21 protein-coding genes and 1 pseudogene are annotated in these 23175 nt (G+C 70.7%); 18 read left to right on the top strand and 4 right to left on the bottom strand.

What is annotated here, in order from left to right; all coding sequences use genetic code 11:
- Window positions 1-29 precede the first annotated feature (29 nt).
- The 6 genes from QC282_RS13345 (at window position 30) to QC282_RS13320 (ending at window position 8033) form a co-directional block, all read left to right on the top strand.
- A complete protein-coding gene (locus tag QC282_RS13345) occupies window positions 30-1271 on the top strand; it encodes an extracellular solute-binding protein (protein ID WP_279549521.1) in 1242 nt (413 codons plus the stop codon).
- Between the two features lie 28 nt (window positions 1272-1299).
- The gene (locus tag QC282_RS13340; RefSeq protein ID WP_279549520.1) at window positions 1300-2262 is read left to right on the top strand and encodes a sugar ABC transporter permease; all 963 of its coding nucleotides are present in this window, start codon (window positions 1300-1302) and stop codon (window positions 2260-2262) included.
- A 101-nt stretch (window positions 2263-2363) separates the two neighbouring features.
- Window positions 2364-3125, top strand: coding sequence for a carbohydrate ABC transporter permease (locus tag QC282_RS13335; protein ID WP_279549576.1), 762 nt, complete (start codon window positions 2364-2366; stop codon window positions 3123-3125).
- A 77-nt stretch (window positions 3126-3202) separates the two neighbouring features.
- The gene (locus tag QC282_RS13330; RefSeq protein WP_279549519.1) at window positions 3203-4975 is read left to right on the top strand and encodes an amylo-alpha-1,6-glucosidase; all 1773 of its coding nucleotides are present in this window, start codon (window positions 3203-3205) and stop codon (window positions 4973-4975) included.
- 468 nt (window positions 4976-5443) lie between these two features.
- A complete protein-coding gene (locus QC282_RS13325; protein WP_279549575.1) occupies window positions 5444-6625 on the top strand; it encodes a PQQ-binding-like beta-propeller repeat protein in 1182 nt (393 codons plus the stop codon).
- A gap of 379 nt (window positions 6626-7004) precedes the next feature.
- Window positions 7005-8033 (top strand): glycoside hydrolase family 43 protein, encoded by a 1029-nt coding sequence (locus QC282_RS13320; RefSeq protein ID WP_279549574.1) that lies wholly within the window; start codon window positions 7005-7007, stop codon window positions 8031-8033.
- Between the two features lie 9 nt (window positions 8034-8042).
- Here the strand turns inward: QC282_RS13320 and QC282_RS13315 are convergent, their stop codons facing one another.
- Window positions 8043-8234 (bottom strand): DUF397 domain-containing protein, encoded by a 192-nt coding sequence (locus QC282_RS13315; protein WP_279549518.1) that lies wholly within the window; start codon window positions 8232-8234, stop codon window positions 8043-8045.
- Window positions 8231-9093, bottom strand: a pseudogene (locus QC282_RS13310) (Scr1 family TA system antitoxin-like transcriptional regulator). The gene QC282_RS13315 and the pseudogene QC282_RS13310 overlap by 4 nt, the downstream one beginning before the upstream one ends.
- 136 nt (window positions 9094-9229) lie before the next feature.
- Between QC282_RS13310 and QC282_RS13305 the strand changes: the two are divergent.
- The 9 genes from QC282_RS13305 to QC282_RS13265 all read left to right on the top strand — a co-directional run bounded on the left by QC282_RS13305 (window position 9230) and on the right by QC282_RS13265 (window position 17035).
- Window positions 9230-9766: an ATP-binding protein gene (locus tag QC282_RS13305; RefSeq protein ID WP_279549517.1), complete on the top strand. Its 537-nt coding sequence runs from the start codon at window positions 9230-9232 to the stop codon at window positions 9764-9766.
- A gap of 25 nt (window positions 9767-9791) precedes the next feature.
- Window positions 9792-10181: a nuclear transport factor 2 family protein gene (locus QC282_RS13300; RefSeq protein WP_279549516.1), complete on the top strand. Its 390-nt coding sequence runs from the start codon at window positions 9792-9794 to the stop codon at window positions 10179-10181.
- Between the two features lie 273 nt (window positions 10182-10454).
- Window positions 10455-11792: a hemolysin family protein gene (locus tag QC282_RS13295; protein ID WP_279549515.1), complete on the top strand. Its 1338-nt coding sequence runs from the start codon at window positions 10455-10457 to the stop codon at window positions 11790-11792.
- A complete protein-coding gene (locus tag QC282_RS13290; protein WP_279549514.1) occupies window positions 11789-12814 on the top strand; it encodes a hemolysin family protein in 1026 nt (341 codons plus the stop codon). Before QC282_RS13295 ends, QC282_RS13290 begins: the two co-directional genes overlap by 4 nt.
- A 141-nt stretch (window positions 12815-12955) precedes the next feature.
- A complete protein-coding gene (locus tag QC282_RS13285; RefSeq protein WP_279549513.1) occupies window positions 12956-13345 on the top strand; it encodes a cell division protein SepF in 390 nt (129 codons plus the stop codon).
- 79 nt (window positions 13346-13424) lie between these two features.
- A complete protein-coding gene (locus tag QC282_RS13280) occupies window positions 13425-14789 on the top strand; it encodes an ATP-binding protein (RefSeq protein WP_279549512.1) in 1365 nt (454 codons plus the stop codon).
- Window positions 14786-15121: a nucleotide pyrophosphohydrolase gene (locus QC282_RS13275; protein ID WP_279549511.1), complete on the top strand. Its 336-nt coding sequence runs from the start codon at window positions 14786-14788 to the stop codon at window positions 15119-15121. The genes QC282_RS13280 and QC282_RS13275 overlap by 4 nt, the downstream gene beginning before the upstream one ends.
- 362 nt (window positions 15122-15483) lie before the next feature.
- Entirely contained in the window at window positions 15484-16008 is a 525-nt protein-coding gene (locus QC282_RS13270) for a DUF6099 family protein (protein ID WP_279549510.1), read from the top strand.
- 106 nt (window positions 16009-16114) lie between these two features.
- Window positions 16115-17035 (top strand): LLM class F420-dependent oxidoreductase, encoded by a 921-nt coding sequence (locus QC282_RS13265; RefSeq protein WP_279549509.1) that lies wholly within the window; start codon window positions 16115-16117, stop codon window positions 17033-17035.
- A 132-nt stretch (window positions 17036-17167) separates the two neighbouring features.
- Here the strand turns inward: QC282_RS13265 and QC282_RS13260 are convergent, their stop codons facing one another.
- Together QC282_RS13260 and QC282_RS13255 are read right to left on the bottom strand one after the other, a co-directional pair.
- A complete protein-coding gene (locus QC282_RS13260) occupies window positions 17168-18547 on the bottom strand; it encodes an endo-1,4-beta-xylanase (protein WP_279549508.1) in 1380 nt (459 codons plus the stop codon).
- Between the two features lie 340 nt (window positions 18548-18887).
- Window positions 18888-19910 (bottom strand): LacI family DNA-binding transcriptional regulator, encoded by a 1023-nt coding sequence (locus QC282_RS13255; protein WP_279549507.1) that lies wholly within the window; start codon window positions 19908-19910, stop codon window positions 18888-18890.
- Between the two features lie 138 nt (window positions 19911-20048).
- Between QC282_RS13255 and QC282_RS13250 the strand changes: the two genes are divergently transcribed.
- From QC282_RS13250 to QC282_RS13240, 3 genes are read left to right on the top strand one after another with little or no spacing between them, the layout of a single operon-like run.
- On the top strand, window positions 20049-21350 hold the full coding sequence (locus QC282_RS13250; protein ID WP_279549506.1) for an ABC transporter substrate-binding protein: 1302 nt from the start codon (window positions 20049-20051) through the stop codon (window positions 21348-21350).
- Window positions 21351-21357: 7 nt separating this feature from the next.
- Window positions 21358-22314, top strand: coding sequence for a sugar ABC transporter permease (locus QC282_RS13245; RefSeq protein ID WP_279549505.1), 957 nt, complete (start codon window positions 21358-21360; stop codon window positions 22312-22314).
- Complete coding sequence (locus QC282_RS13240; RefSeq protein WP_279549504.1) at window positions 22311-23129, top strand: carbohydrate ABC transporter permease; 819 nt, start codon at window positions 22311-22313, stop codon at window positions 23127-23129. The genes QC282_RS13245 and QC282_RS13240 overlap by 4 nt, the downstream gene beginning before the upstream one ends.
- Window positions 23130-23175: the final 46 nt, after the last annotated feature.

The raw sequence follows: 23175 nt of genomic DNA, 5'->3' as shown, positions 1-23175 counted from the left end.
CCCGCATGCTCAAGACAAAGGAACCCGCGATGAACAGCTCCGCCAGAAAGCGCCGTCTGACGACCGCGGCTGCGACCGCCCTGGTCGTCGCCCTCAGCGCCACTGCCTGCGGCTCGGGAAGCACCGGGGCGAAGGGCGCCGACGACGGCACGTACACCGTCTGGGACCCCTACCCGCAGTTCGCCAAGGGCTCGGCCTGGAGCAAGCTCCTCGATTCCTGCGGCGCCGAGGCGGACGTGCGGATCAAGCGGACCGGCTTCGACACCAGCGACCTGGCGAACAAGGCACTCCTTGCCGCGCAGCAGGACAACTCCCCGGACCTCCTCATCGTCGACAACCCGGTGGTGTCGACCCTCGCCGAGGCCGGCGTCCTCACGACCACCGAAGAGAACAAGCTCGACACCTCGGACGTGAACCCCAACCTGCTCGCGGCCGGCCAGTTGGAAGGCAAGACCTACGGCACTCCGATCGGCGCCAACACCCTTGCCCTGTACTACAACAAGGAAGTCCTGAAGGAGGCCGGGGTGGACATCGCCTCGGTCAAGGACTGGCCGACCATGACGGCGGCGCTGGCGAAGGTCAAGAAGGCGGGCAAGAAGGGCATCACCTTCTCCGCGATCGGCACGGAGGAGGGCAGCTTCCAGTTCCTGCCGTGGTTCTGGGGCTCGGGCGCGGAACTGACCGACATCGACTCCTCCGCGGCCGTCTCCGCGCTGTCCCTGTGGACGGACTGGCTGGACAAGGGCTACGCCCCCAACTCCGTGCTCAACAACACCCAGACCACCAGCTGGCAGGAGTTCGCGACCGGCGACTACGCATTCGCCGAGAACGGCACCTGGCAGCTCGCCAACGCCAAGAAGGCGGGATTCGACTACGGCGTCCTGCCCATACCGGGCGCCGACGGCGGCAGCGCCGCGGCCCCGACCGGCGGCGAGTTCGTCACCCTCCCGGTGCAGGGCGACACCGGCCGCTACGCCACCGCGCAGAAGCTCGCGGCCTGTCTGACCAGCACCCAGAACCTGTACGACACCGACACCACCCTCTCCTACGTCGCCCCCACCACCGAGGTGCAGGGCAAGCAGATGGCGGCCGACCCCGAGCTCAAGCCGTGGGTGGACGCGGTCAAGGCGGCCAAGGGCCGCACCAGCGACAATCTGGGCACCACGTACCCGAAGATCTCCGAGCAGTTGTGGAAGGCCGTCCAGTCCGCCCTCAGTGGCTCGAAGTCCCCGAAGGACGCGCTCGCCGCCGCCCAGTCCGCCGTCAAGTAGCCGGACGCCAGGGTCCGTGATGAGTCACATGACACAAGTGCCGCTCGCCGGGTCCGAGACCGGCCCCGGCGAGGCGGCCCCTGCCGCACCGTCCCGGAAACGGCGCCGCCCCGTCTCCCAGCAGTGGGCCGCCTGGGCCTTCCTCGCCCCGGTGACCCTTTACCTCGTTCTCTTCTACGCCTATCCCCTCTACCGCAACCTCGACCTGAGCCTGCGCGACTACACCGTCCGTTCCTTCGTCCAGGGCGATGCCCCGTTCACGGGCCTGGAGAACTACAGGACCGTCTTCGCCGACGCGACCTTCCTCCCCGCCCTGCTCCACACCGTCCTGTTCACCGTGGTGTGCCTGGCCTTCCAGTACGTCATCGGGCTGGCGCTCGCGGTCTTCTTCCACCAGCACTTCCGGCTCTCCGCCACGCTGCGGGCCCTGTTCCTGGTGCCCTGGCTGCTGCCCCTGATCGTGTCGGCCTCCACCTGGTCGTGGATGCTCAACAGCGACTCCGGCATCGTCAACGCCGCCCTGCACGGGATGGGCATCGCCCCGGTGAACTGGCTGACCTCGCCGAGCTGGTCGCTGACCTCGGTGATCATCGCGAACATCTGGATCGGCGTACCGTTCAACCTCGTCGTGCTCTACAGCGGCCTGCAGTCCATTCCGGCAGGGCTGTACGAGGCCGCGGCCCTGGACGGGGCGGGCGCCTGGCGGCGGTTCTGGAGCATCACCTTCCCGCTGCTGCGCCCGGTGTCCGCGATCACCCTGCTCCTGGGCCTGGTCTACACGCTCAAGGTCTTCGACATCATCTGGATCATGACCAAGGGCGGCCCTGCGGAGTCCTCCACCACCTTCGCCACCTGGTCCTACCAACTCGGATTCGGCAACCAGCTCCCCGCCTTCGGCCCGGGCGCGGCCGTCGGCAACCTGCTGGTGGTCGCCGCCCTGGTCTTCGGCCTGGTGTACATCCGGGTGCAGCGAAAGCAGGGATGGTCATGAACCGAAACACCACGCACACCCGGGGAAACACCACGCACACCCGGGGAAGGCGCACGCGCACCTGGGGAAAGACGGCCGTCGGTCTGTCGCTGACCGGGATCATGCTCTTCCCGGTCTACTGGATGCTGAACGTGTCCCTGACCCGTGACCAGAACATGCGCAAGAGCCCACCGGACCTGTTCCCCGTCGACGGCACCCTGGACGGCTACCGCACCGTCCTCGCCGAGCAGTTGCCCTACCTGGGCACCAGCCTCGTCATCGGCCTGGGCACCGTCGTCCTGACCGTGGCCCTGTCCGCACCGGCCGGCTACGCCCTGGCCAAGCTGCGCCCGCGCGGCGGCGGCCTCCTCGGCTTCGTCCTGCTGGTCGCCCAGATGATCCCCGGCATCATCATGGCGATGGGCTTCTACGCCATCTACCTCGGCCTCGGTCTGCTCCAGTCCGTCCCCGGCCTGATCGTCGCCGACTCCACCCTGGCCGTTCCCTTCGCGGTGCTCATCTTCACCGCGTTCATGTCCGGCATCCCCGGCGAGCTGATGCAGGCGGCGAAGACGGACGGCGCCGGGCCCCTGCGTACCTTCTGGTCGATCGTCATGCCGATGAGCCGCAACGCCGTCGTCACGGTGTCCCTGTTCGCGTTCCTGTGGTCCTGGTCTGACTTCGTCTTCGCCGGAACCCTGGTCAACGGCGGCCCCCACGAGCCGATCACCCTCGGCATCTACCACTACATCGGCAACAACAACCAGGAGTGGAACGCCATCATGGCCACCGCGGTCGTGGCCTCGCTGCCGGCCGCGGTCATCCTCGTCCTTGCCCAGCGCTACGTCGCCGCCGGTGTGACCGCCGGTGCCGTCAAGGACTGACCCCTTTCCCCGCTCCTTCCCCCTCGCCACGGCCGTGCCGCCCGCCGGCCCCCTGCCCGAGAAACGAGTGACATCTCATGACCGCCGCCCGATCCGGCCCGGCCTTCTCCGTCCAGGACATCCCGTTCAGCACGTACGGCTCCTGGTTCGACATCTCCCCGGTGCTGGCGGAGAAGACCTGGGCCGAGGACCTCCACCTCGTCTCCCACCAGAACGGCATGCACGCCGTGGTGAGCCTCGTGCCGCTGGACGCCGCGACGGGGGAGCGGGCCGGGACCCGCGTGGCGGCGACTCCGGGCCTGCTGAGCTGGACCGCCGCCGCCGGCCGTGTGGACCTCGCCTACGAGTCGCCGGACACGGTGCGGCTGCGCGGTGCGGGGCTGCCGCTGCGCGTCTCCGCGGCGGCCCGGACGCTGACCCCGTTCAGCGGCACCTACTTCTTCCACGACGCGTCGGTGGACGCGTACGTGTTCACCTCGTACGAGACCGGTCGCCGCTACCGCGTCACCGTGCTCTCCGGCACGGTCACCGACACGTTCGGCAGCCAGGCCCTGGGCAGCGGCGACCGCGGCCTGACCGTCGCCGCCGACGCGGACGGCCCCTGGGAGATCGCGATCGAGGAACTCGACACCGCCCGCCCCGCGTACGCCCGGACGGCAGCCTTCGACAAGATCGTCGAAGCCGCGCAGAGCTCCTTCGCGGACTTCGTCGACACGGTGGCCCCCTGGCGGTCGTCCGCCACCCCGGCCGCCGAACTCGCCGCCTACGTCGTGTGGTCCGCGACCGTCCACCCGACGGGGTTGGTCACCCGGCCCGGCGTCCTCATGTCCAAGCACTGGATGGACAAGGTCTGGAGCTGGGACCACTGCTTCAACGCCCTGGCCCTGGCACCCGGACAGCCCGAACTGGCGTGGGACCAGTATCACCTGCCCTTCGACCACCAGGACGGGACCGGGGCACTGCCCGATTCGGTCACCCACTCCGAGGTTCTCCGCAACTTCGTCAAACCGCCCGTCCATGGCTGGGCGTTGGGCCACCTGCGGCGCCGGCTGACCGTGCCACCCGGCCCGGCGGAGCTGGCCGAGACGTACGACAGGCTGGCACGCTGGACGGACTTCTGGCTCACCAGTCGACGTGCGCCCGGGGCCGCACTGCCCCACTACCAGCACGGCAACGACAGCGGCTGGGACAACGCCACCACCTTCGACCCCGAACGCGTGGTCGTCACCGCGGACCTGGCCGCCTTCCTCGTCCTCCAGCTCCGCGAACTCGCCGAACTGGCAACGCACTTGAACAAACCGGAGGACGTCCATCGGTGGACGCGGGCCGCCGAGGCGACGCAGGCGGCGATGCTCGACCAGCTCTGGAACGGCGACCGGTTCGTCGCCCGAGGAGTCGGGAGCGGCAACACCTGGCACAGTTCCAGCCTCCTCGACCTGATGCCCATCGTGCTGGGCGAGCATCTGCCGGATGACGTCAGCGGCGTGCTGGCCGCCCGCATCGAGGCCCACCTGACCCCGTACGGACTGGCCACCGAACTGCCGGCCTCCCCGCACTACCTCTCCGACGGCTACTGGCGCGGCCCGATCTGGGCCCCCGCCACGGTCCTCGTCGAGGACGGGCTGCGCCGCGCCGGGCAGCACCGGCTGGCGGACGAGATCAGCGCCCGCTTCCGCGCCCTGTGCGAGAACCATGGCTTCGCCGAGAACTTCGATGCCCTGACCGGAACGGGCCTGCGGGACCGCGCCTACACCTGGACCGCCAGTAGCTACCTTCTGCTCGCCGAAGCACACGTGAGCCGCAGCGGCGACTCGTCGGTGCCCGTGTCGCGCACGTCGTCGCCCGGGTGAGGCCCTGCGAGAACCTCCGCGACTGCCGCCGGCGCGGCGACGGCCTCGACCAGGCGGTCGAAGCCTTGGCCGGCCCGTATCGGCTCCCTCGCGCGGCAGCGCCGGACTGGCGAACTGCCCGAGCACACCGGTGAGACGGACGCCTCTCCCGGCCGCGCTCGACGACCAGCCGTGCGGTCTTGCGGCTCGTCGGCGCCCGCAGGGAGGCCGATTGCGCGGCTCGCCCGTCGGTCCGGTGTCCCGATTGGTTCACGAAGCTGTCCCGGATCGAGCCCGGGGAGCCCTGCGGGGTGTGGCGGCGGTTAGCGTTCCTGGCCGTGGGGTCGTGTGTCGCTGCGGCGTCGGCCCGCGAACATTCCTGGTCCGGCGATTTCACGGGGGTACGGAGACATGGTCGTGCGACGAGGCGGTGTGCCCAGTCACGGATTCAACCGGCGGCGCGCGCTGCGGCTGGCCGGTGGCGGGCTCATGGCGGCCGTGTTGACCGCGGGCGCCGTCGGCTGCCGCGAGAGCGGCTCCGATGCCGTGGGCTCCGGCGGTGCGGAGTCCGGTGGCGACGAGCCGGGCGGCGGTGAGAAGCCCGGCGCGGACGGTGTCGGGAAGGACGGGCGGGCCCCCGAGCCGGTGTGGACCAGGACGACCTCCGCGCAGACCTACGGTGACAACGACGAACTCGTGGCCGCGGGCGGCGTGGTGATCGCCAGCGGCGACCCGCTGGCCGCGCTGGACGCCGCGTCGGGCAAGGAACAGTGGTCGCTGAAGGACGGCGCGGTCCCCGGAGCGCCGATGCTGCTCGACAACGGCACGCTGTACCTGGCCAGCGCCAAGTACGACGGCAGCGTCGCCGGTTACGACCCGGCCTCGGGCAAGGAGACCTGGCGCAGCCACCTGGGCAAGGACTACCGGCAGCCGGCACCGATCGCCGTGGACGACGAGCAGGTGTACGTCATCGCCGAGATCCTCGAGGACGACGGCTCGTCCAGGACCAACCTGATCGCCGCGCTGAACAGCCGTACGGGCAGGCTTGCGTGGAAGGAACAGCGGGACTTCGGCACCGAGCAGAACGGCGTCCACGCCCATGTCGAGGGCCGCCACCTCGTCTACACCGACTTCAAGAAGAACCTCACGGTGCGCGACACCGCCACCGGCAAGCAGGTGTGGACGCACAGGACCACCAAGACCAACTACGGCTTCTTCGCGGTGCACAAGGATCTGGTGATCGTTCCGCAGGGACCGACGCTGCAGGCCTTCAGCCTGGCCGACGGCTCGGTGAAGTGGTCGGTGGAGACGGCCGAGAGCTACATCGCCTTCAAGGAGCCGGCCGTCCTGGACGACGTGCTCTACATCGCCGACAGCGACCGCACGATGCGGGCTCTCGACCCCCGTACCGGCCAGAAGATCTGGGAGTCGGAGGCGCTCGCCGAAGCGCATCTCACGGTGCCCCGGCAGTACGTGAAGGTGGGCGGTGTCCTGTACGCGGCCACGGACCTCGACAAGCAGGGTGGAGTGATCGCCATCGACGCGAAGACCGGTGCCGTGCGCTGGAGGTTCAACGACAAGTCCGGTGACTACCACGCGTGGTTGGTGGCCACCGACGGGACGCACGTGTTCGCCCTGCACGGCAGGAAGCTGCACGCGTTGCCCGTCTGAGCAGTGCCGACCGGGGTCCGGCGGCGTGCGTCGAAGTGACGGGGGACGCGGCGTGTGTTCACCGTCTTCGCGGTGCGGCCGGCGATGACGAAGGGGCGTTCTCGCGTCCGGGCAGCGCATCGGCAGCGGCGGCGCGAGGATGCGTGGGCCGGACGCCCGGCCCACGCCGGTGCGGCTGGCCCCGGCGGTGCTGAAGGTGCTGGAACAGCGGCTCACCACCCCGCCATCCATTGACATGTTCGCTGCAAGTGGCGATGCTGCGAGAGCGCTCTCAGTACCGCTCTGTCATGAACCGTCAATGTGGCCCGCCGTGGAAGTGCAGGTGCTTGCCGTGAAACCGAGACTTACCCGCTGCCTTTCCGGCGTGGCGGCCTTCCTGATGGCCGGTGTCCTCGCCGCCGGGATGTCGCTGACGTCCGCCGAGCCCGCGCGGGCGGGGCAGACCACGATGCGGGCCGCCGACCCGAGCGTCCTGCGGGTCGGCGGCACCTACATCTCCGTGCAGTCGACCGGCGCCGGCATCGTGGTGCGCCAGGCCTCGTCCACCGACGGACTCGCCGCCGCCCCCGCCCGGCAGGTCTGGTCGGACACCCGCAATCTCGGCGAGGTCTGGGCCCCCGAGATCGTGCGGGACGGCGGTCGCTACTACATCTACTTCGCGGCGGGCCGCGGCGCCGCCCACCGGATGTACGTCATCCACTCCGCCGCACCCGACTCCGGATACACCTCCGAGTCGAAGCTCGCCCTGCCCGACGACAAGTGGGCCATCGACGGAACGCTGTTCACCTTCAACGGGCAGCGCTGGTTCGTCTGGTCCGGCTGGGCCGGCGACACCAACGTCGAGCAGAACCTCTACATCGCCCGCATGAGCAGCCCCACCACGCCCACCGGCGCCCGCTACGTCATCTCGCAGCCCCGCGAGAGCTGGGAGCGGGTCGTCGGCAACCCGTTCATCAACGAGGCCCCCGAGGCGATCAAGGACCCGAACGGCCAGCTGCACATCGTCTACTCGGCCAACGGCAGCTGGAGCGACCAGTACTGCCTGGCCGATCTGAGGCTGCGTGCGGGCGGCGACCCGACGTACGTGTGGGACTGGTACAAGTCCAACGGCTGCCTGTTCGGCTCCAACCCCGCGACGATGATGCGCGGCTGGGACCCGACGCTGTACGTCAACGGCCCCGGCCACCACACCTTCGTCCTGCTCGACGGCGACATCAACACGAGCCCGCCGGCCGGACCGCGCTTCCCCTCGATGTTCCACGCGGTCCCGAAGGGCACGCCGTACTCCTGGGAGAACCGCTACTGGTACACGGGCTCGTTCTGCTGGTGGGGCAACACCACCTACAGCCGGGCCAACGTACCGGGCGAGAACACCAACACGGGGTGGAGCCTGAAGTTCTTCGAGTAGCGGCGACGGCTACGCGCGCGAGCCGGCCGCGAGGGTCGTGAACGCCGACCAGGCGTCACGGGAGACGGCCAGCGCCGGCCGCCGCGTGTCCTTCGAGTCGCGGACCAGGACGGTTTCGGGGCGGAGGGCGATCTCTATGCAGTTGTCGCCCTCGCTTCCGCTGTAGCTGCTCTTGAACCAGCTCAGTTCGTGGGTGCTCATAGTGCTCCTCGCATCCGTTCCAGCAAGCTCACCGAGGCCCTGCAGTCATGGGCCTGCGAGCGCAGCTTGCCATAGCGTTGGAGCAGAACGCTCACGTCTTTGGGGGCGGTGATCAGGCTGCTCGACCGCTGGCCCTCGGTATAGCCGAGCCAACGGTGGTCGTGGGTCTCGGCCAGATACATGGGTCCGTCGACTCCGCAGTGATCCTCTTGGCGGAGCGGCATGACCTGGATCTCGACGTTGCGCAGGCGGCCCATCGCGATCAGGTGGTCGATGACGGACTTCGTCACTTCGGGGCCGCCCAAGTGCCGTTCGAGCACCGCTTGTTCGATGACGAAGCTGAACGCGGTGTTGGGCCGCTGCGCGATGATGCGCTGGCGGTCGAGTCGGGCCGCCACTTCGCGGTCGAGCTGTTCCTCCGTGACGGGCGGGAGCCTGCGGTCGAAGACGGCCCGGACGTACGGCTCCGGCTGCAACAACCAACAGCCCGGCATTCATACGTGTAGAGGGAGATCGCCTCCTCCTCGACCCCCGCCCACTGCCGGAACCACGACGCCAGTCCCGCGCGCCGGGTGAGGCTTCGGGCCGCCGCGGCCAGCACCCGGCCCGCGACCGGGCCCAGGACCGACTCCGAGCGTTCCAGCAGGTCCCTCGGCGGGAACCGCTTGCCCTGCTCGATCTTGGCGACGTAGGCGACCGAGTACCGCACCTGGGGCGCGAACTGTTCCTGCGTCAGATGCGCCTCCTCGCGTAATGCCTTGAGGACCGCGCCGAACGTCCTGAGACTGTCGGAGAGTTCGGGCTCGCCGCCCCCGGCGCACGCGCCTGCGCCCGCCCCGCCGCCGTTGTCCGTCGCCATCGCCGCCACCTTTCCTGTGCCCGCGCCATGGTCACGCACAGCGACCGACCCGGTCCAGCGAGTGAACCAGTACAACGCGATCTGTATCGGCGGCGGGCCTGCCGACCGGGGCCCGACCCCCGTCGGGGTGGGCCCCATGCCAGCTCCACGCACCCGAATCCCGTCCCCCGTACGTACGTTCGCGCAGCGTTTCTCCGCCACGCGGCGCGGAGCGCGGCTCGCCAGGCTGCTGGCCGCGCAGCAACTCGCCGAGTGGGGGCACCCCCGTGGCACCGAGGCGCACGACACCGTCGTCCTGGTCGTCGCCGAGCTCGCCGCGAACGCCGTCCTGCACGGCCGCGTCCCCGGGCGGGACTTCGCCCTGTTCCTGTCGTACGACGAGGAGCGAGGCGTCGTCCGGGTGGAGGTGGCCGACACGCACCCCGTACGACCGGCCCGGGGGACCCCCGGGTCCGTGCCCGCCGCCGACGCCGACCACGGCCGGGGCCTCCTCCTTGTCGACGCGCTCGCGGCCCGCTGGGGAGTGACGGACCGGGTCGGTCCCGGGAAGACGGTCTGGGCCGAGTGCACGACGCCTCCGCCGGTGCGGCGCGGCGTGCGCCGGGGAGGCGGCGGCAACCAGCATGATCTTTTGACAGACACGCGCCGGGTCCCGGAGTCCTCGGCGGAGTGACACGACCGCGGGAGACGGAGCCGACATGAACGCCTCACCCGACCTGAAGACACGCAAGGAGGTCATCGACGCCTACCGGGCGCAGCTTCAGGCGATGACCGACGGCGACACGGACGCTCTGGACGCCCTGCTCGACGACGGGTTCACCCTCACCCATGTCACGGGGGACGAGCAGCCGAAGGACGAGTGGCTGGCCCAGGTGCGGGCCGGGGAGTTCGCCTGTCGCTGGGTGGAGGAGAAGACCGTGACCGTCGACGCGGACGCCGACGGCGGCACGGCGCGCCTCGTCGGGCGCATCATCACGGACGCGACCCTCTACGGCTCGCGCGCGGACTGGCGGCTGCAGCTGACCATGGACTACGCGCGCGTGGGCGACGACTGGATCGCCCTGCGCTCGGCCGCCCGCAGGTGGTGACGCCGCCCCGCGCGGCACAGGGGCTCAGCCCCGAGGGGTGAGCCGGGCCGGCACCCGGCCGGGAGCGAATCCGGACTGCCGATCTTCTTTGCGACTCCTTTACAGTAGGTGGGGAGACAGGCGGTCCCGCGAACAGCGCGGATCCCTGTCGCGTGAGTTCGTGAGCGTTTCGAGAAGGAGCGACGGTCCCCCGATGGGTGAGCCTCCCAGTCCCAGCCGTGCCAACCCCCGCAGTCCACGACCAGTGGCCGGACCGGGAGCGGGGGTGGCACGGTGACCCCAGTCGTGCTGCTTCTGCTCGCCCTGCTGCTGACGCTCGCCTGCGCGGTGTTCGTGGCGGCCGAGTTCTCCCTGACCACTGTCGAGCGCGGCGACCTGGAGCGGGCCGCCGAGGCCGGTGAGCGCGGCGCCGACGGCGCCCTGAAGGCCGTACGGCGCCTCACCTTCCAGCTGTCCGGCGCCCAGCTCGGCATCACCGTCACCTCGCTCGTGATCGGCATGCTCGCCGAGCCGTCCCTCGCCGTGCTCCTCGCCGGTCCGCTGGCGGCGGCCGGGCTGGGCGGCGCCGCCTCCTCGGTGGCGACCGTGCTGGGCGTGCTCCTGTCGACCGTCGTGCTGATGGTCGTCGGCGAGCTCGTGCCGAAGAACTGGGCGATCTCCCGGCCGCTGGCCGTCGCCAAGGTCGTGGCCGGGCCGCAGCGCGGCTTCACCGCCGCCTTCGGGCCCTTCATCCGGCACCTGAACAACACCGCCAACCGCTGCGTACGCCGCTTCGGCCTCGAACCCGCCGAGGAGCTCGCCTCCGCGCGCAGCCCCGAGGAACTGGTCGCGCTCGCCCGGCACTCCGCCGCCGAGGGCGCCCTGGAGGCCGACTCCGCCGAACTCTTCGTCCGCACCCTGCACCTCGGCGAGCTGACCGCCGAGAACGTCATGACGCCCCGCGTGGACGTCAAGGCCCTGGAGGCGCACGCCACCGCCGCCGACGCCGCCAACCTGTCGCACGCCACCGGCCTGTCCCGCTTCCCGGTCTACCGCGACACCCTGGACGAGGTGATCGGCTCCGTCCACATCCGCGACGTCCTCGCCCTCGAACCCGCCCGGCGGGCTGTGACCCCCGTCACCGAGCTGGCCACCGAGCCGCTGCTGGTGCCCGACACCCTGACCGCCGACCGGCTGCTGGAACGCCTGCGGGCCGCCCGCACCATGGCCGTCGTCATCGACGAGTACGGCGGCACCGCCGGCGTCGCCACCGTCGAGGACATCGTCGAGGAGGTCGTCGGCGAGGTGCGCGACGAGCACGACCCCGTCGAGGCCCCCGGCCTGTCGGCCGGCCCCGCCACCGGGGACGGCCGCACCGCGTGGGAGGCCGACGGCAGCGTACGGCTCGACGAGCTCGCCGCCATCGGACTCCCCGCGCCCGACGGCCCCTACGAGACCCTGGCCGGGCTGATCGCCACCCGCCTGGCCCGCATACCGGCCAAGGGCGACGTCGTCGCGCTCGACGGCTGGGAGCTGGAGGTCCTGGCGGTCGAGCACCACCGCGCCGACCGGGTCCGCATCGCCCAACCGCGGTCCGCCGCGCGGCCATTCGCGCAGGAGGGCGCCCGATGACCGCCGTCCAGCTCGCCATCGGCGCGCTCACGCTGCTCACCAACGCCTTCTTCGTCGGCGCCGAGTTCGCCCTCGTCTCGGTGCGGCGCAGCCAGATCGAACCCCGCGCCCAGGACGGCGACAAACGGGCCCGGGCCACCCTGTGGGCGCTGGAGCACCTCTCCGCGATGATGGCCACCGCCCAGCTCGGCATCACCGTGTCCTCGCTGGTGCTCGGCGCCGTCGCCGAACCCGCCATCGCCCACCTGCTGGAGCCCGCCTTCGAGGCCGCGCACCTGCCGCACGCGCTGGTGCACCCGGTGGCGTTCGTGATCGCGCTGACCGTGGCGACGTATCTGCACATGCTGGTCGGCGAGATGGTGCCGAAGAACATCGCGCTCGCCGCGCCCGTCCCCAGCGCGCTGGCGCTCGCCCCGGCCCTGGTGGCGCTCACCCGCGCGTTCCGGCCCGTGATCTTCGGCATCAACGCCTTCGCCAACGCCCTGCTGAAACTGCTCAGGGTCGAGCCGAAGGACGAGGTCGGGGCCGTGTTCACCGACGACCAGCTGGCCCGCATGGTCGTGGACTCCAGCGAGGCCGGGCTGCTCACCCCCGCCGACGGCGAACGGCTCCGGGACGCCCTCGAACTGGGCACCCGGCCGGTCGGCGAGATCCTCGTGCCGGTCCAGCGGATGCACACCGTCGGCGACACCGTCACCCCGGCCGACCTGGAGCGCACGGCGGCCCGCGCCGGCTTCTCCCGCTTCCCCGTCACCGGCGCCGACGGCACCCTCCTCGGCTACCTGCACATCAAGGACACCCTCGGCGTCACCGACCGGGACCGCCCGTTCCCGCGCACCGCGCTGCACCCGGTCACCCGGGTCCGGATCGACACCCCGCTCGACGACACGCTGACCGCCCTGCGCTCCGACGGCGGGCACCTGGCCGCCGTGCTCGGCGAGGGCGGCAAGGTCATCGGCTTCGTGACCATGGAGGACGTCCTGACGGAACTCGTGGGCCCGGCCTCGGCCGACCGGTCCTAGCCAGGGCCCCGGTGCCGGTGCGCGGCGTGAAAGTGACGGATGTGCCGGTCGCGCACCGTGTCGCTGTTGGGCCGAACGAGTGACTTGGCGTAAGAATTGGCTGGTGCAGGCAATGAAGGCGAGTCGGAACGGGGGGAGCCGGTGAACAGCCACGACGTCACCGATGAACAGTGGGAAGGGCTCGCCCAGGTCGTTCCGTTGCGGGGCCGGGACGCCTGGCCGTCCGCAGTGAACCACCGCGCGCTGCCCGACGCGGAGACGGAGACGCGCCGCCGGTTCGTCGTCCTGCGGGTCAACGTCTTCGCGGACGCCCGCGAGGTCGCCGAGACCCTGATGGCCGGTATCCCCGTGCTGCTCGACCTGACCGGCGCCGAGACGGACGTCGCCAAGCGGGTCCTGGACTTCAGCACGGGCGTCGTCTTCGGCCTCGCCAGCGGGATGCACCGCGTCGACCGGAACGTGTTCCTGCTGGCGCCGGCCGGGACCGAGGTGACGGGACTGATGGAGGGTGCGGCGGTGCCGGGGGTCTGAGCGCCGGGGCGTCCCCCGATCGTAGGAAGGTCGCGCGGGCAAAACGGTTCGCCTGACGGGGCGGTCCTACGGTCCGACCATGGCCGTGCCCTCCGCGTGCTCCGAGCCCGCACCGTCCGCCGACTCCTTTCCCGCCGGGGGCCGCTCCCCGGGCGGGGACGGGGATGCCGGCGCCCCGTCCACCGCGGCGACGCGCTCGGGGGCGTCGCCGTCCGCCGCCGGATCGCCCACGCGCGGGGGTCGTGTGCCCGTGCCCGCGCCCGTGTCGGTTGCGGCTCGCGGCCCGGCCGCGGCCCGGGACCCGGCTGCGCCTTGTGACGAGGTGGCACGGCCCGAGCGGCCCTGTGTCACCGAGCTGCGGCTGTCGGCCTACGCCGGTCACCGTCGCGTCGTGCTGCCGCTCGGTGCGCTGACCCTGCTCGCCGGTCCCAGCGGGTCGGGCAAGACCACCGCTCTGCGGGCGTACGAGGCGCTGGCCCGGCTCGGTGGCGGCGCCGGGCTCGGCGAGGCGTTCCCCGACCCGGCCGCCTGCGTGCCGGAGCGGGCCCGGCCCGACACCCAGCGGCGCCGCGGCTTCCGCATCGGCTGCACGGCCGACGGCCCCGCCGGTCCCGTCCGCCTCGACGTGGCCGTACAGGCCGAGCCGGAACTGCGCGTCGTGGGGGAGCGGCTGACCGCCGGCGGACTCGTCCTGCTGGAGACCGCGCTGCGCGACCCCGCCCGGCGCTCCGTGCAGGCGGCCTGGCACACGGCCGGTTCGACGCCCGTGACGCGTGCCCCGCTGCCCGACGACTGCCTCGGCACGGCCCTGCTGCCGCTTCGGGTGGCCGGCAAGACGCCCGGACAGCAGCGGGTGCTGGCCGCCGCCGAGCAGATGGTCGTCGCCCTGCGGTCCGCCTTCGCGTGCGACCCCCGGCCCGACCGGATGCGCGAACCCGTGCCGACCGGTTCCGGCCGGCTGCTCGGCGGCTGCGACAACCTCGCCGACGTCCTGTGGCGCACCCGCGCCGAGTGCGGCCGGCGGCACGCGCAGCTCGTCGCGGCGGCCCGCGCCGGATGCGCCGGTCCCGTCCTGGACGTACGCGCCGAGTCGCGGTGCGGCGGGACCGTACGCGCGGTGCTCGACCGGGGCGACGGCCTGCGCACCGGCCTGGACCGGCTGGGGCACGGCGAGTTGAGGTACCTCGCGCTGGCGCTGGTGCTGCTCACCGGGCCCGGCGTGCTGGACGTCGACCCGGTCGGCGAGGTGCCCGCGGCCCTGCAGACGCTCACCGTCCTCGCCGACGGCTTCGAGCGGGGACTGGACCCCCGCCAGCGTCACGAACTGCTGCGGCTGGCGGCACGGATGTGCGACCGCGGCCATCTCCGGCTCGTCGGCGCGGTGAGCGACGCGTCGTGGGCCGCGGGGATGGACGGCGTGACGGTGGTACACCTGGAGCCGTGACCGATCATCAACTGGCCCGGCTCCAGGAGCGGCTCGCCCGGTTCGCGGCCGACCGGAACTGGCAGCCGTACCACACGCCCAAGAACCTCGTCGCCGCGCTCAGCGTGGAGGCCTCGGAACTCGTCGAGATCTTCCAGTGGTTGACGCCCGAGGAGTCGGCGCGCGTGATGGCCGACCCGGACACCGCGCACCGCGTCAGGGACGAGGTCGCCGACGTGCTCGCGTATCTGCTCCAGCTGTGCGAGGTGCTCGGCATCGACCCGCTGGCGGCTCTCGACGCGAAGATCGACCGGAACGAACGCCGCTTTCCCGTCCCCGGGGAGGAGTCCTAGTACGAGCCCGCGACGTGGCGCCTGCCGCGCGGCGCCCGGCACGGCCGCCCTCGGGGCGCCACGCCACGTCGCGGACCCGCCTGGGCCGGGTCGCCGACCCGCCGCGTTGCCCGACGGCGGCGCCGTACCGTCCGCCGCGCGGCGCGGAGCCCGTCGGGTTCCGGTCCGGTGGGACCGCCCCGTTGTGGAGTGACTGACTCCGTTATAACGCTCCGGAGTCGAAAACCGTTCCGCGAGCGGCTTGTTGTCCAGAGATTTCCGTCTTCCTCTAGCTTTTCATCCCAAGCTCACTCACTCTGGGTAGTGGACGAGAGAGTTCGGGCGGACGCGCGCGAGCGCGTCGGGACAGACGGGGACAGCGCATGGACGCGACGCGGCTCATCGTGACGAGCAGGCGTGCCCTGGCCGCGAGCGGGGACGTGCCACAGGTTCTGGCGGAGGTGTGGCAGGCGCAGGCCCTGGCACAGGCGATAGGCAGCCGGCTGGCGGTCGCCGGCCCGCCCGAACTGCGCGGCGAGGCACTGGGACTGACGGAACTGGCGGGCCGGGGCTGCGGGGTGCTCACCCGGCCCGAGCTGGGCCCGGATGAGCTGCTGGCGGCCCAGCTCACCGAACTGGGCGACGCCAGACTGGCGTTGACGCGGCTCGGCGGACTGCTGGGGGAGATAGGCATCGCCCTCGTCGGGATCGCCTGCTCCGCGGACGACGAGGGCACGTACTGGCAGTGCATGGAGGCCATCGACGCGGCGGACGAGTCGCGGGACCGGGTGCGGGAGATGCTGCGCAGACTGGCGGACCGGGAGGAGGAGTTACCGGCCGGGCCGCAGGACGGTCTCTTACCGGAGGTCTACCGGGAACCCATGCTGCCGCAGCGCGAGGCCGGCTGACCCGGCCGCCGGAGGCGACCGCCGGACGGAATTCCACCCGACCGTGGGCCCAGCGCGGCCGGGGACCGCCGAACCGGCCGGGGGTGGCAGCGGGCAGGATGGAAGCATGGATCTTCGCATCTTCACCGAGCCCCAGCAGGGGGCCACCTATGGCACCTTGCTCACCGTCGCCAAGGCCACCGAGGATCTCGGCTTCGACGCCTTCTTCCGCTCCGACCACTATCTGCGCATGGGGTCGACGGACGGTCTGCCCGGTCCCACCGACGCCTGGATCACCCTCGCCGGACTCGCCCGTGAGACCAGCCGCATCCGCCTCGGCACGCTCATGACCGCCGGCACCTTCCGACTGCCCGGCGTGCTCGCCATCCAGGTCGCGCAGGTCGACCAGATGTCGGGCGGCCGGGTCGAACTGGGCCTGGGCGCGGGCTGGTTCGAGGAGGAGCACAAGGCGTACGGCATTCCCTTCCCGAAGGAGAAGTTCGGCCGGCTGGAGGAGCAGCTGGAGATCGTCACCGGCCTGTGGCAGACGGAGGTCGGCAAGACCTTCGACTTCCACGGCACCTACTACGACCTCACCGGATCACCCGCGCTGCCCAAGCCGACGCAGGAGAAGATCCCGGTGCTCATCGGCGGGCACGGCGCCACCCGCACCCCGCGGCTCGCCGCGCGCTACGCCGACGAGTTCAACATCCCGTTCGCCTCCGTCGAGGACAGCGGGCGCCAGTTCGGCCGGGTCCGCGCCGCGGCCGAGGCGATCGGCCGCACCGACGAGCTGATCTACTCCAACGCCCTCGTGGTCTGCGTCGGCCGGGACGACCAGGAGGTCGCCCGCCGCGCCGCCGCCATCGGCCGCGAGGTGGACGAGCTGAAGCTGAACGGCCTCGCGGGTTCCCCGGCCGAGGTCGTCGACAAGATCGGGCGGTACGCGGAGATCGGCAGCCGCCGCGTCTACCTCCAGGTCCTCGACCTCGACGACCTGGACCACCTGGAGCTGATCTCGTCCGAGGTCCAGTCGCAGTTGTCGTGACCACACGTGCGCCGCTCCCGCGGCAACGGGTGCGGCCCGCCGGTCTCCTCGCGGAGGCCGGGGGGCCGTTTCGCGGCTGCCCGGGGCGGGGCGTTGCCCCGGGCAGCCGGCGCCGGGGGGCCGCGGTGGCGGTCAGGAGGCGGTGCAGGTCCCGACGACGGGATCGGCGTTGCTGCCGTTCTTGTTCACCGTGAACCCGAAGCTGGTCGAGGCCCCGGCCGCGACCGAGCTGTTCCAGCCGACCGGGCGGACGGTGACGACCTGGCCGCTCGTGGTGGCGGTGCCGTTCCAGGTGGAGGCCACCTGCTGGCCCGAGGGAAGCGTCAGCGTGACGGTCCAGCCGCTGAGGGCGGCGCTGCCAGCCTTGACGGTCACCTGGCCGTTGTAGCCGGACTGCCAGTCGGCGGTACGGGTGTACGTGGCGGTGCAGGCCTTGGTGCCCGGCTCACCGGGGTCCGGATCGCCGGGGCCGCCCGGGTCGGGGGTGGCACCGAAGGCGCTGATGACCGCGTCGTACGCCGGCTTCTTGTTGTAGTTGGAGTCGAACAGCAGGGGTGTCCCGCTGGCCCGCCACGAGTACTTGTCGGTGATGCCCCACACGGTGATGCCGGAGCACTTGGTGACGGCGAGGCAGGCCTTGACGACGTTGGCGTAGCTGGTGGCCTGCGCGGTGCCCGAGCCCTCGATGTCCAGCTCGGTGATCTGCACCTCGACACCGAGGTCGGCGAAGCGCTGGAGGTTGGCCTGCAGGTCGCCCGGGACGGGGGACTGCGCGTTGAAGTGGCCCTGGAAGCCCACGCAGTCGATGGGGACGCCGCGGGACTTGAAGTCCTTGACCATGTTGTAGACGGCGGTGCTCTTCGCGTTGACGCCGTCGGTGTTGTAGTCGTTGTAGCAGAGCTTGGCCGCCGGGTCCGCCGCGCGGGCGATCCTGAAGGCTTCCTCGATGTAGCCGTTGCCGAGCTTGTCCTGGAAGGGCGAGCTGCGGCGGGCGCCGCTGGAGCCGTCCTGGAACGCCTCGTTCACGACGTCCCAGGAGTGGATCTCGCCCTTGTAGTGGCCCATGACCGTGTTGATGTGGTGGGTCATGGCCGCCCGCAGATCCGTGGCGTTCAGGCCACCCACCCAGCTGGGCAGCTGGGAGTGCCAGACCAGCGTGTGGCCGCGGACCTTCATGTCGCGGCTCTGCGCGTGGTCGACGATCCGGTCGGCGTTGGTGAAGTTGAACGAGTTGCGGGTGGGTTCCAGGGCGTCCCACTTCATCTCGTTCTCGGGCGTGACCTGGTTGAACTCGGTGTTGAGCGTGGACGCGTACGCGGCCTCGCCCAAGTGGTTGTTGGCGACCGCGGTGCCGAAGTAGCGGCCCTTGGCGGACGCCGCGGAGGCCAGCGTCGTCGCGGCGTCGGCGGTCCCGGCCAGGGCGGTGACGCCGGCCAGGGCGAGCAGGCTCGCCAGGCCGGCGCCCACGGCTCTGCGGGCCCGGGACGTGTACGTACTGCGTGCGGTGCTCATGGGCATGTCATCCCCTTTGAGGGCCTTCGCGTATTCGAAAGTTTCGTCCGAATTTCCGAATTGCTGCGCAGAAGGTACGGCCGCAGCGGCACACGGTCAACCGGTCGCGCAGGAATCGCCGAGGGACTCCCGCGTCACCAACGCGCTCTGGGGCCACAGTTGACGGCATCTAGCCCGGTCAAGGCGCTGCCGCAGCGCGGGTTCCGCGCACCCGAAACATTCGACGAACTTCTGCGCCGCTTTCTCGTAAGGAGAGCGTGTCTGAGGTGGCCGGCCCCGTCGCCCTGCGCGGCCGAGGCGGGCGCCGCTCAAGCCCTCCGCGACCGGGGCCGGTTCCCGCTCAAGCCCTCTTCGGCGCAGCCGTGCTCTGCCGGATCACCAAGTGGGTGGCCAGTTCTATGCGCTGGGCCGCCTTGCCCGGGTCGTCCGGGCGCAGCAGCATGCGGGCCGCCTCCTCGGCCATGTGGCGCAGCGGCTGGTGGACCGTGGTGAGCGGCGGGCTCGACCACTGGGCGAGCGGGACGTCGTCGTAGCCCACGACCGACAGGTCCTCCGGCACGCTCAGGCCCTTGAGGCGGGCCGCCTCCAGGACGCCGAGGGCCTGCAGGTCGCTGCCGGCGAAGATCGCGGTCGGCCGGTCCGGGCGGTCCAGCAGGTCCATGGCGTGCTCGAAGCCGCCCTGCACGTGGAAGTCGCCGAACCGCACCAGCTCCGGGTCGATCTCCAGGCCCGCCATCGCCATCGCCGAGCGGTAGCCGTCGAGCCGCGCCAGCGAGCACAGCATGTCCTCGGGTCCGGTGATGATCGCGACGCGCTCGTGGTCGTGGTCGGTGAGATGCCGCGTCGCCGCGAGGCCCCCGGCCCAGTTCGCGGAGCCGACGGACGGCACGTCGGGGTCGGGATCGCCGGCCGGGTCGATGATGACGAACGGGATCGCCCGGGACCGCAGCTGCCGCTTGACGTCCTCCGGGAGCGTGGAGAAGACCAGTACGACCCCCAGCGGCCGGCGCCGCAGCACTCCCTCGATCCAGTCGGGCGAGGGGGCGTGCCGGGTGCCGCTCTCGGTGAGGACCACGGTCGCCCGGTTCTCCTTGGCGACGTTCTCCACGCCCCGGATCAGCTCCATCGCCCAGATGCTGTCCAGCTCGTGGAAGACGAGTTCGACGAGCGGCGACCGGGGCGCTCCCTGGGCCCGGCGACGGTAGCCGTGGGCGTCGAGAATGCCCTCGATCCGGGCCCGGGTGGCGTCCGAGACATCCGAACGACCGTTGAGGACCTTCGAAACTGTCGCCAGCGAAACTCCGGCCTCTTTGGCCACCGCGGCCAGTGTGACCCTGCCGCCCACCTCGTCGTCATCTTGCATGCCCGCAGGATAGGCCACGCGTGCCGGTAACGGTTTGGGCGACTCAGTGCAGGACCGTTGACCGAAACTCGGGTCTCCACCTACTGTCCCGGAGCATGGACTTTCGGCGAGGATGCCGAAACTTTCGAAAGGCGAACGATGAAGACACGTGCGCTGCCCAGACTGGTCGCCGCCGCAGCGACGCTCGCCCTCGCGCTGAGCCTGTCCGCCTGCGGTGACGGCGACGGCGGGGGCTCGTCGGACGACGGGAAGATCCATGTCCTGGTCTACGGGGACGCGAGCAACAAGGTCGAGAAGAAGATCGTCGACACGTTCAACAAGACGTCCGACGTGAAGGTGGTCCTCGACACCATCCCCGGCGCCGACTACCAGCAGAAGCTGCAGACGATCATCAACACGCCGCAGGCCCCGGACGTCTTCTTCAACTGGGGCGGCGGCAGCATCCAGCCCTTCGTCAAGGCCGACCTGCTGATGCCGCTGGACGACTTCATCAAGGACAACCCGGACCTGGAGAACAAGTTCCTGCCGTCCGTGTTCAACAGCGCGGTCGTGGACGGCAAGCCCTACGGTGTCCCGATGCGCGGCACCCAGCCGGTCCTGCTGTTCCACAACAAGAACGTCCTCGACAAGGCGGGCGTCCAGCCGCCCAGGACCTGGGACGAGCTGATCGACGCCGTCAAGAAGCTCAAGGCCGAGGGCGTCACCCCGATCGCGCTCGGCGGCGGCGACCGCTGGCCGACCCAGATGTGGTTCCAGTACCTCTACGACCGCGTCGCCGGCCCCGGCCTGTTCCAGAAGGCCCTGGAGGGCGACAAGGAGGCCTGGAACAGCGCCGACAGCAAGAAGGCCCTGGGCATGCTCAGGGAACTGGTCGACGCCGGTGCCTTCGGCAAGAACTACGACTCCGTGAAGTACACCAACGGCGCCTCGCCCGCGCTGCTCGCCTCCGGCAAGGCCGGCTTCGAGCTGATGGGCTCCTGGTACTACGCCCAGCAGCAGGAGGACGCCGCGGACTTCGCCAAGGAGGGCCTCGGCTACACCGCCTTCCCGACCGTCGAGGGCGGCAAGGGCGACCCGGGCAACGTCGCGGGCAACACCAACAACTTCTACTCGGTGCTGAAGAAGACCAAGCACCCCGAGGCCGTCGCCGAGTTCCTGAAGCTCATGTACTCCGACGAGTTCGTCAAGGCGCAGATGGCGATCGGCAACCTGCCGACCACCACCAACACCAAGAAGTTCCTGGACACCGCGGCCAGCCCCGAGTACTCCCGCTTCCAGTACGAGCTGGTCGCGAAGGCCCCGTCGTTCCAGCTGTCGTGGGACCAGGCGTACCCGCCGTCCGCCATCACCTCGATCCACCAGGCCATCCAGCAGTTCACCAACGGCCAGATCGACGAGGACGGCTTCATCAAGGCCATGCAGGCCCTCCCGACCGAATGAACGGCTCATGACCACTCAGATCACGAGCCCTCCCACCGCCGCCGAGCCCCGCAAGCGGGCCCGGCGGCGGCCGGACGGCTCCTACGTCGCCAACGTGGCGCGCCCCGGCTTCGCCTGGGCCCTGCCCGCCACAGTGTTCTTCGCCCTGTTCGCGATCGTCCCGCTGATCATGGTCGCGGTGCTGTCGTTCATGAGCTGGAACGGCCTGGGATCGCCCGAGTTCGTCGGCCTCGACAACTGGTCGCGCATCGTGGACGACCCGGTGATGCTCAAGAGCATCTGGCTGACCCTGCTGCTCACCGTGCTCGGCGTCGTCATCCAGACGCCGCTGAGCATCGTGCTCGGCGTCTGGGCGGCCGGTCACCAGCGCAACCGCGCGGTGCTGTCCGTCATCTACTTCGTACCGCTGCTGCTGTCCGCGACCGCCGTGTCGGTGCTGTGGCGGGCGCTGCTCGACCCGAACTTCGGCATCCCGGCCCGCGCCACCTGGCTGTTCGGCGACGGCAACCTCTTCGGTGAACAGGCCACGGCCATCGGGGTCCTGGCGTTCGTGAGCACCTGGCAGTTCACCCCGTTCCACACCCTGATCTACCAGGGCGCCGCCCGCGCCATCCCCCAGGTCCTCTACCAGGCCGCGGAGATCGACGGAGCCGGCCGCTACCGCCAGTTCTTCCACATCACGCTGCCGCAGCTGAGGAACTCGGTCGTCACCTCGATGATCCTGATGATCGTCGGCGGACTCACCACGTTCGAGACGGTCCTCATCCTCACCCAGGGCGGTCCGGGCACCGACACCACCATCAGCGCCTACTACATGTACCAAAAGGCTTTCAAGGGCTTCGACTTCGGCGCCGGCTCCGCCATCGCCCTCGCCCTGGTCCTCGCGGCCACCGTCATCTCGCTGATCGTCGTCCGCCTCTCCGGCTACGACAAGATGCGCAGCTCCATGGAGGGTGTGTCATGAGGCGCCGCCCCAACTACCTCGCCGGCGCCGGCTCGCTGCTGTGGCTGTTCCTGATCGGCCTGCCGCTGTACGTGATGCTCGCCGCCACGGTCCGCACCCGCGCGGACTACGCCGAGCACGGACCGGTGTCCGTCCCGGACACGTTCACCCTCGACAACTACACGGGCGCCTTCGACAGCGGCTTCGGCAGGTACTTCCTCAACACCCTCCTCGTCACCGCGTGCGTGATCGCGGTGGTGCTGCTGCTGGTCCCGCCGCTCGCCTACGCGATCGTCCGCAGCCGCAGCCGCGTCACCTCGCACGTCTTCCGGCTGTTCCTGCTGGGCCTCGCGATCCCGGCACAGGCCGTCATCGTGCCGATGTTCTACCTGATCAGCGAGGCCGGTCTGTACGACAACCTCCTCGGTGTCATCCTGCCCACCGCGGCGTTCTGCCTGCCGATGTCGGCGCTCATCCTCAGCGGCGCCATGCGCGACATCTCCTCGGAGCTGTTCGAGGCGATGGCCATGGACGGCGCCACACCGCGCCGGATGTTCTTCCAGCTCGTGCTCCCGCTCTCCCGGGGCGGCCTGTCCACGATCGTGGTGTTCTCCGCGCTGCAGGCCTGGAACGGCTTCCTGTTCCCGCTCGTCCTGACCCAGTCCGACTCCACCAAGGTGGTCACCCTGGGTCTCTACAACTTCCAGACCGAACACGGCATCGACATCCCCGGTCTGCTGGGAGCCGTGGTGCTGTCCATGGTGCCCGTCCTGCTCGTCTACCTGTTCGCCCGTCGCGCCCTGGTCCAGGGCCTGATGGGCGTCGGAGGAAAGTGACCGCCAACGTGGCCGTTGAGACCACCCCCGAAGCCCCCATCTGGAA

The sequence above is a fragment of the Streptomyces sp. DH24 genome (assembly GCF_029813775.1).
Taxonomy (GTDB): domain Bacteria; phylum Actinomycetota; class Actinomycetes; order Streptomycetales; family Streptomycetaceae; genus Streptomyces.
Note: the sequence above shows the minus strand (reverse complement) of the source record. Positions and strands in the feature narration are given on the sequence as shown.

Bases quoted from the DNA above. Each gene is read 5' to 3' on its own strand.
- QC282_RS13335 (WP_279549576.1), top strand. From the start codon at position 2,364: ATGCTCTTCCCGGTCTACTGGATGCTGAACGTGTCCCTGACCCGTGAC.
- QC282_RS13290 (WP_279549514.1), top strand. From the start codon at position 11,789: ATGACCGCCGTCCAGCTCGCCATCGGCGCGCTCACGCTGCTCACCAAC.
- QC282_RS13240 (WP_279549504.1), top strand. From the start codon at position 22,311: ATGAGGCGCCGCCCCAACTACCTCGCCGGCGCCGGCTCGCTGCTGTGG.
- QC282_RS13300 (WP_279549516.1), top strand. From the start codon at position 9,792: ATGAACGCCTCACCCGACCTGAAGACACGCAAGGAGGTCATCGACGCC.
- QC282_RS13325 (WP_279549575.1), top strand. From the start codon at position 5,444: ATGGCGGCCGTGTTGACCGCGGGCGCCGTCGGCTGCCGCGAGAGCGGC.
- QC282_RS13280 (WP_279549512.1), top strand. From the start codon at position 13,425: ATGGCCGTGCCCTCCGCGTGCTCCGAGCCCGCACCGTCCGCCGACTCC.
- QC282_RS13330 (WP_279549519.1), top strand. From the start codon at position 3,203: ATGACCGCCGCCCGATCCGGCCCGGCCTTCTCCGTCCAGGACATCCCG.
- QC282_RS13245 (WP_279549505.1), top strand. From the start codon at position 21,358: ATGACCACTCAGATCACGAGCCCTCCCACCGCCGCCGAGCCCCGCAAG.
- QC282_RS13255 (WP_279549507.1), bottom strand. From the start codon at position 19,910: ATGCAAGATGACGACGAGGTGGGCGGCAGGGTCACACTGGCCGCGGTG.
- QC282_RS13270 (WP_279549510.1), top strand. From the start codon at position 15,484: ATGGACGCGACGCGGCTCATCGTGACGAGCAGGCGTGCCCTGGCCGCG.
- QC282_RS13260 (WP_279549508.1), bottom strand. From the start codon at position 18,547: ATGAGCACCGCACGCAGTACGTACACGTCCCGGGCCCGCAGAGCCGTG.
- QC282_RS13340 (WP_279549520.1), top strand. From the start codon at position 1,300: ATGACACAAGTGCCGCTCGCCGGGTCCGAGACCGGCCCCGGCGAGGCG.
- QC282_RS13265 (WP_279549509.1), top strand. From the start codon at position 16,115: ATGGATCTTCGCATCTTCACCGAGCCCCAGCAGGGGGCCACCTATGGC.
- QC282_RS13305 (WP_279549517.1), top strand. From the start codon at position 9,230: ATGCCAGCTCCACGCACCCGAATCCCGTCCCCCGTACGTACGTTCGCG.
- QC282_RS13345 (WP_279549521.1), top strand. From the start codon at position 30: ATGAACAGCTCCGCCAGAAAGCGCCGTCTGACGACCGCGGCTGCGACC.
- QC282_RS13320 (WP_279549574.1), top strand. From the start codon at position 7,005: ATGGCCGGTGTCCTCGCCGCCGGGATGTCGCTGACGTCCGCCGAGCCC.
- QC282_RS13250 (WP_279549506.1), top strand. From the start codon at position 20,049: ATGAAGACACGTGCGCTGCCCAGACTGGTCGCCGCCGCAGCGACGCTC.
- QC282_RS13315 (WP_279549518.1), bottom strand. From the start codon at position 8,234: ATGAGCACCCACGAACTGAGCTGGTTCAAGAGCAGCTACAGCGGAAGC.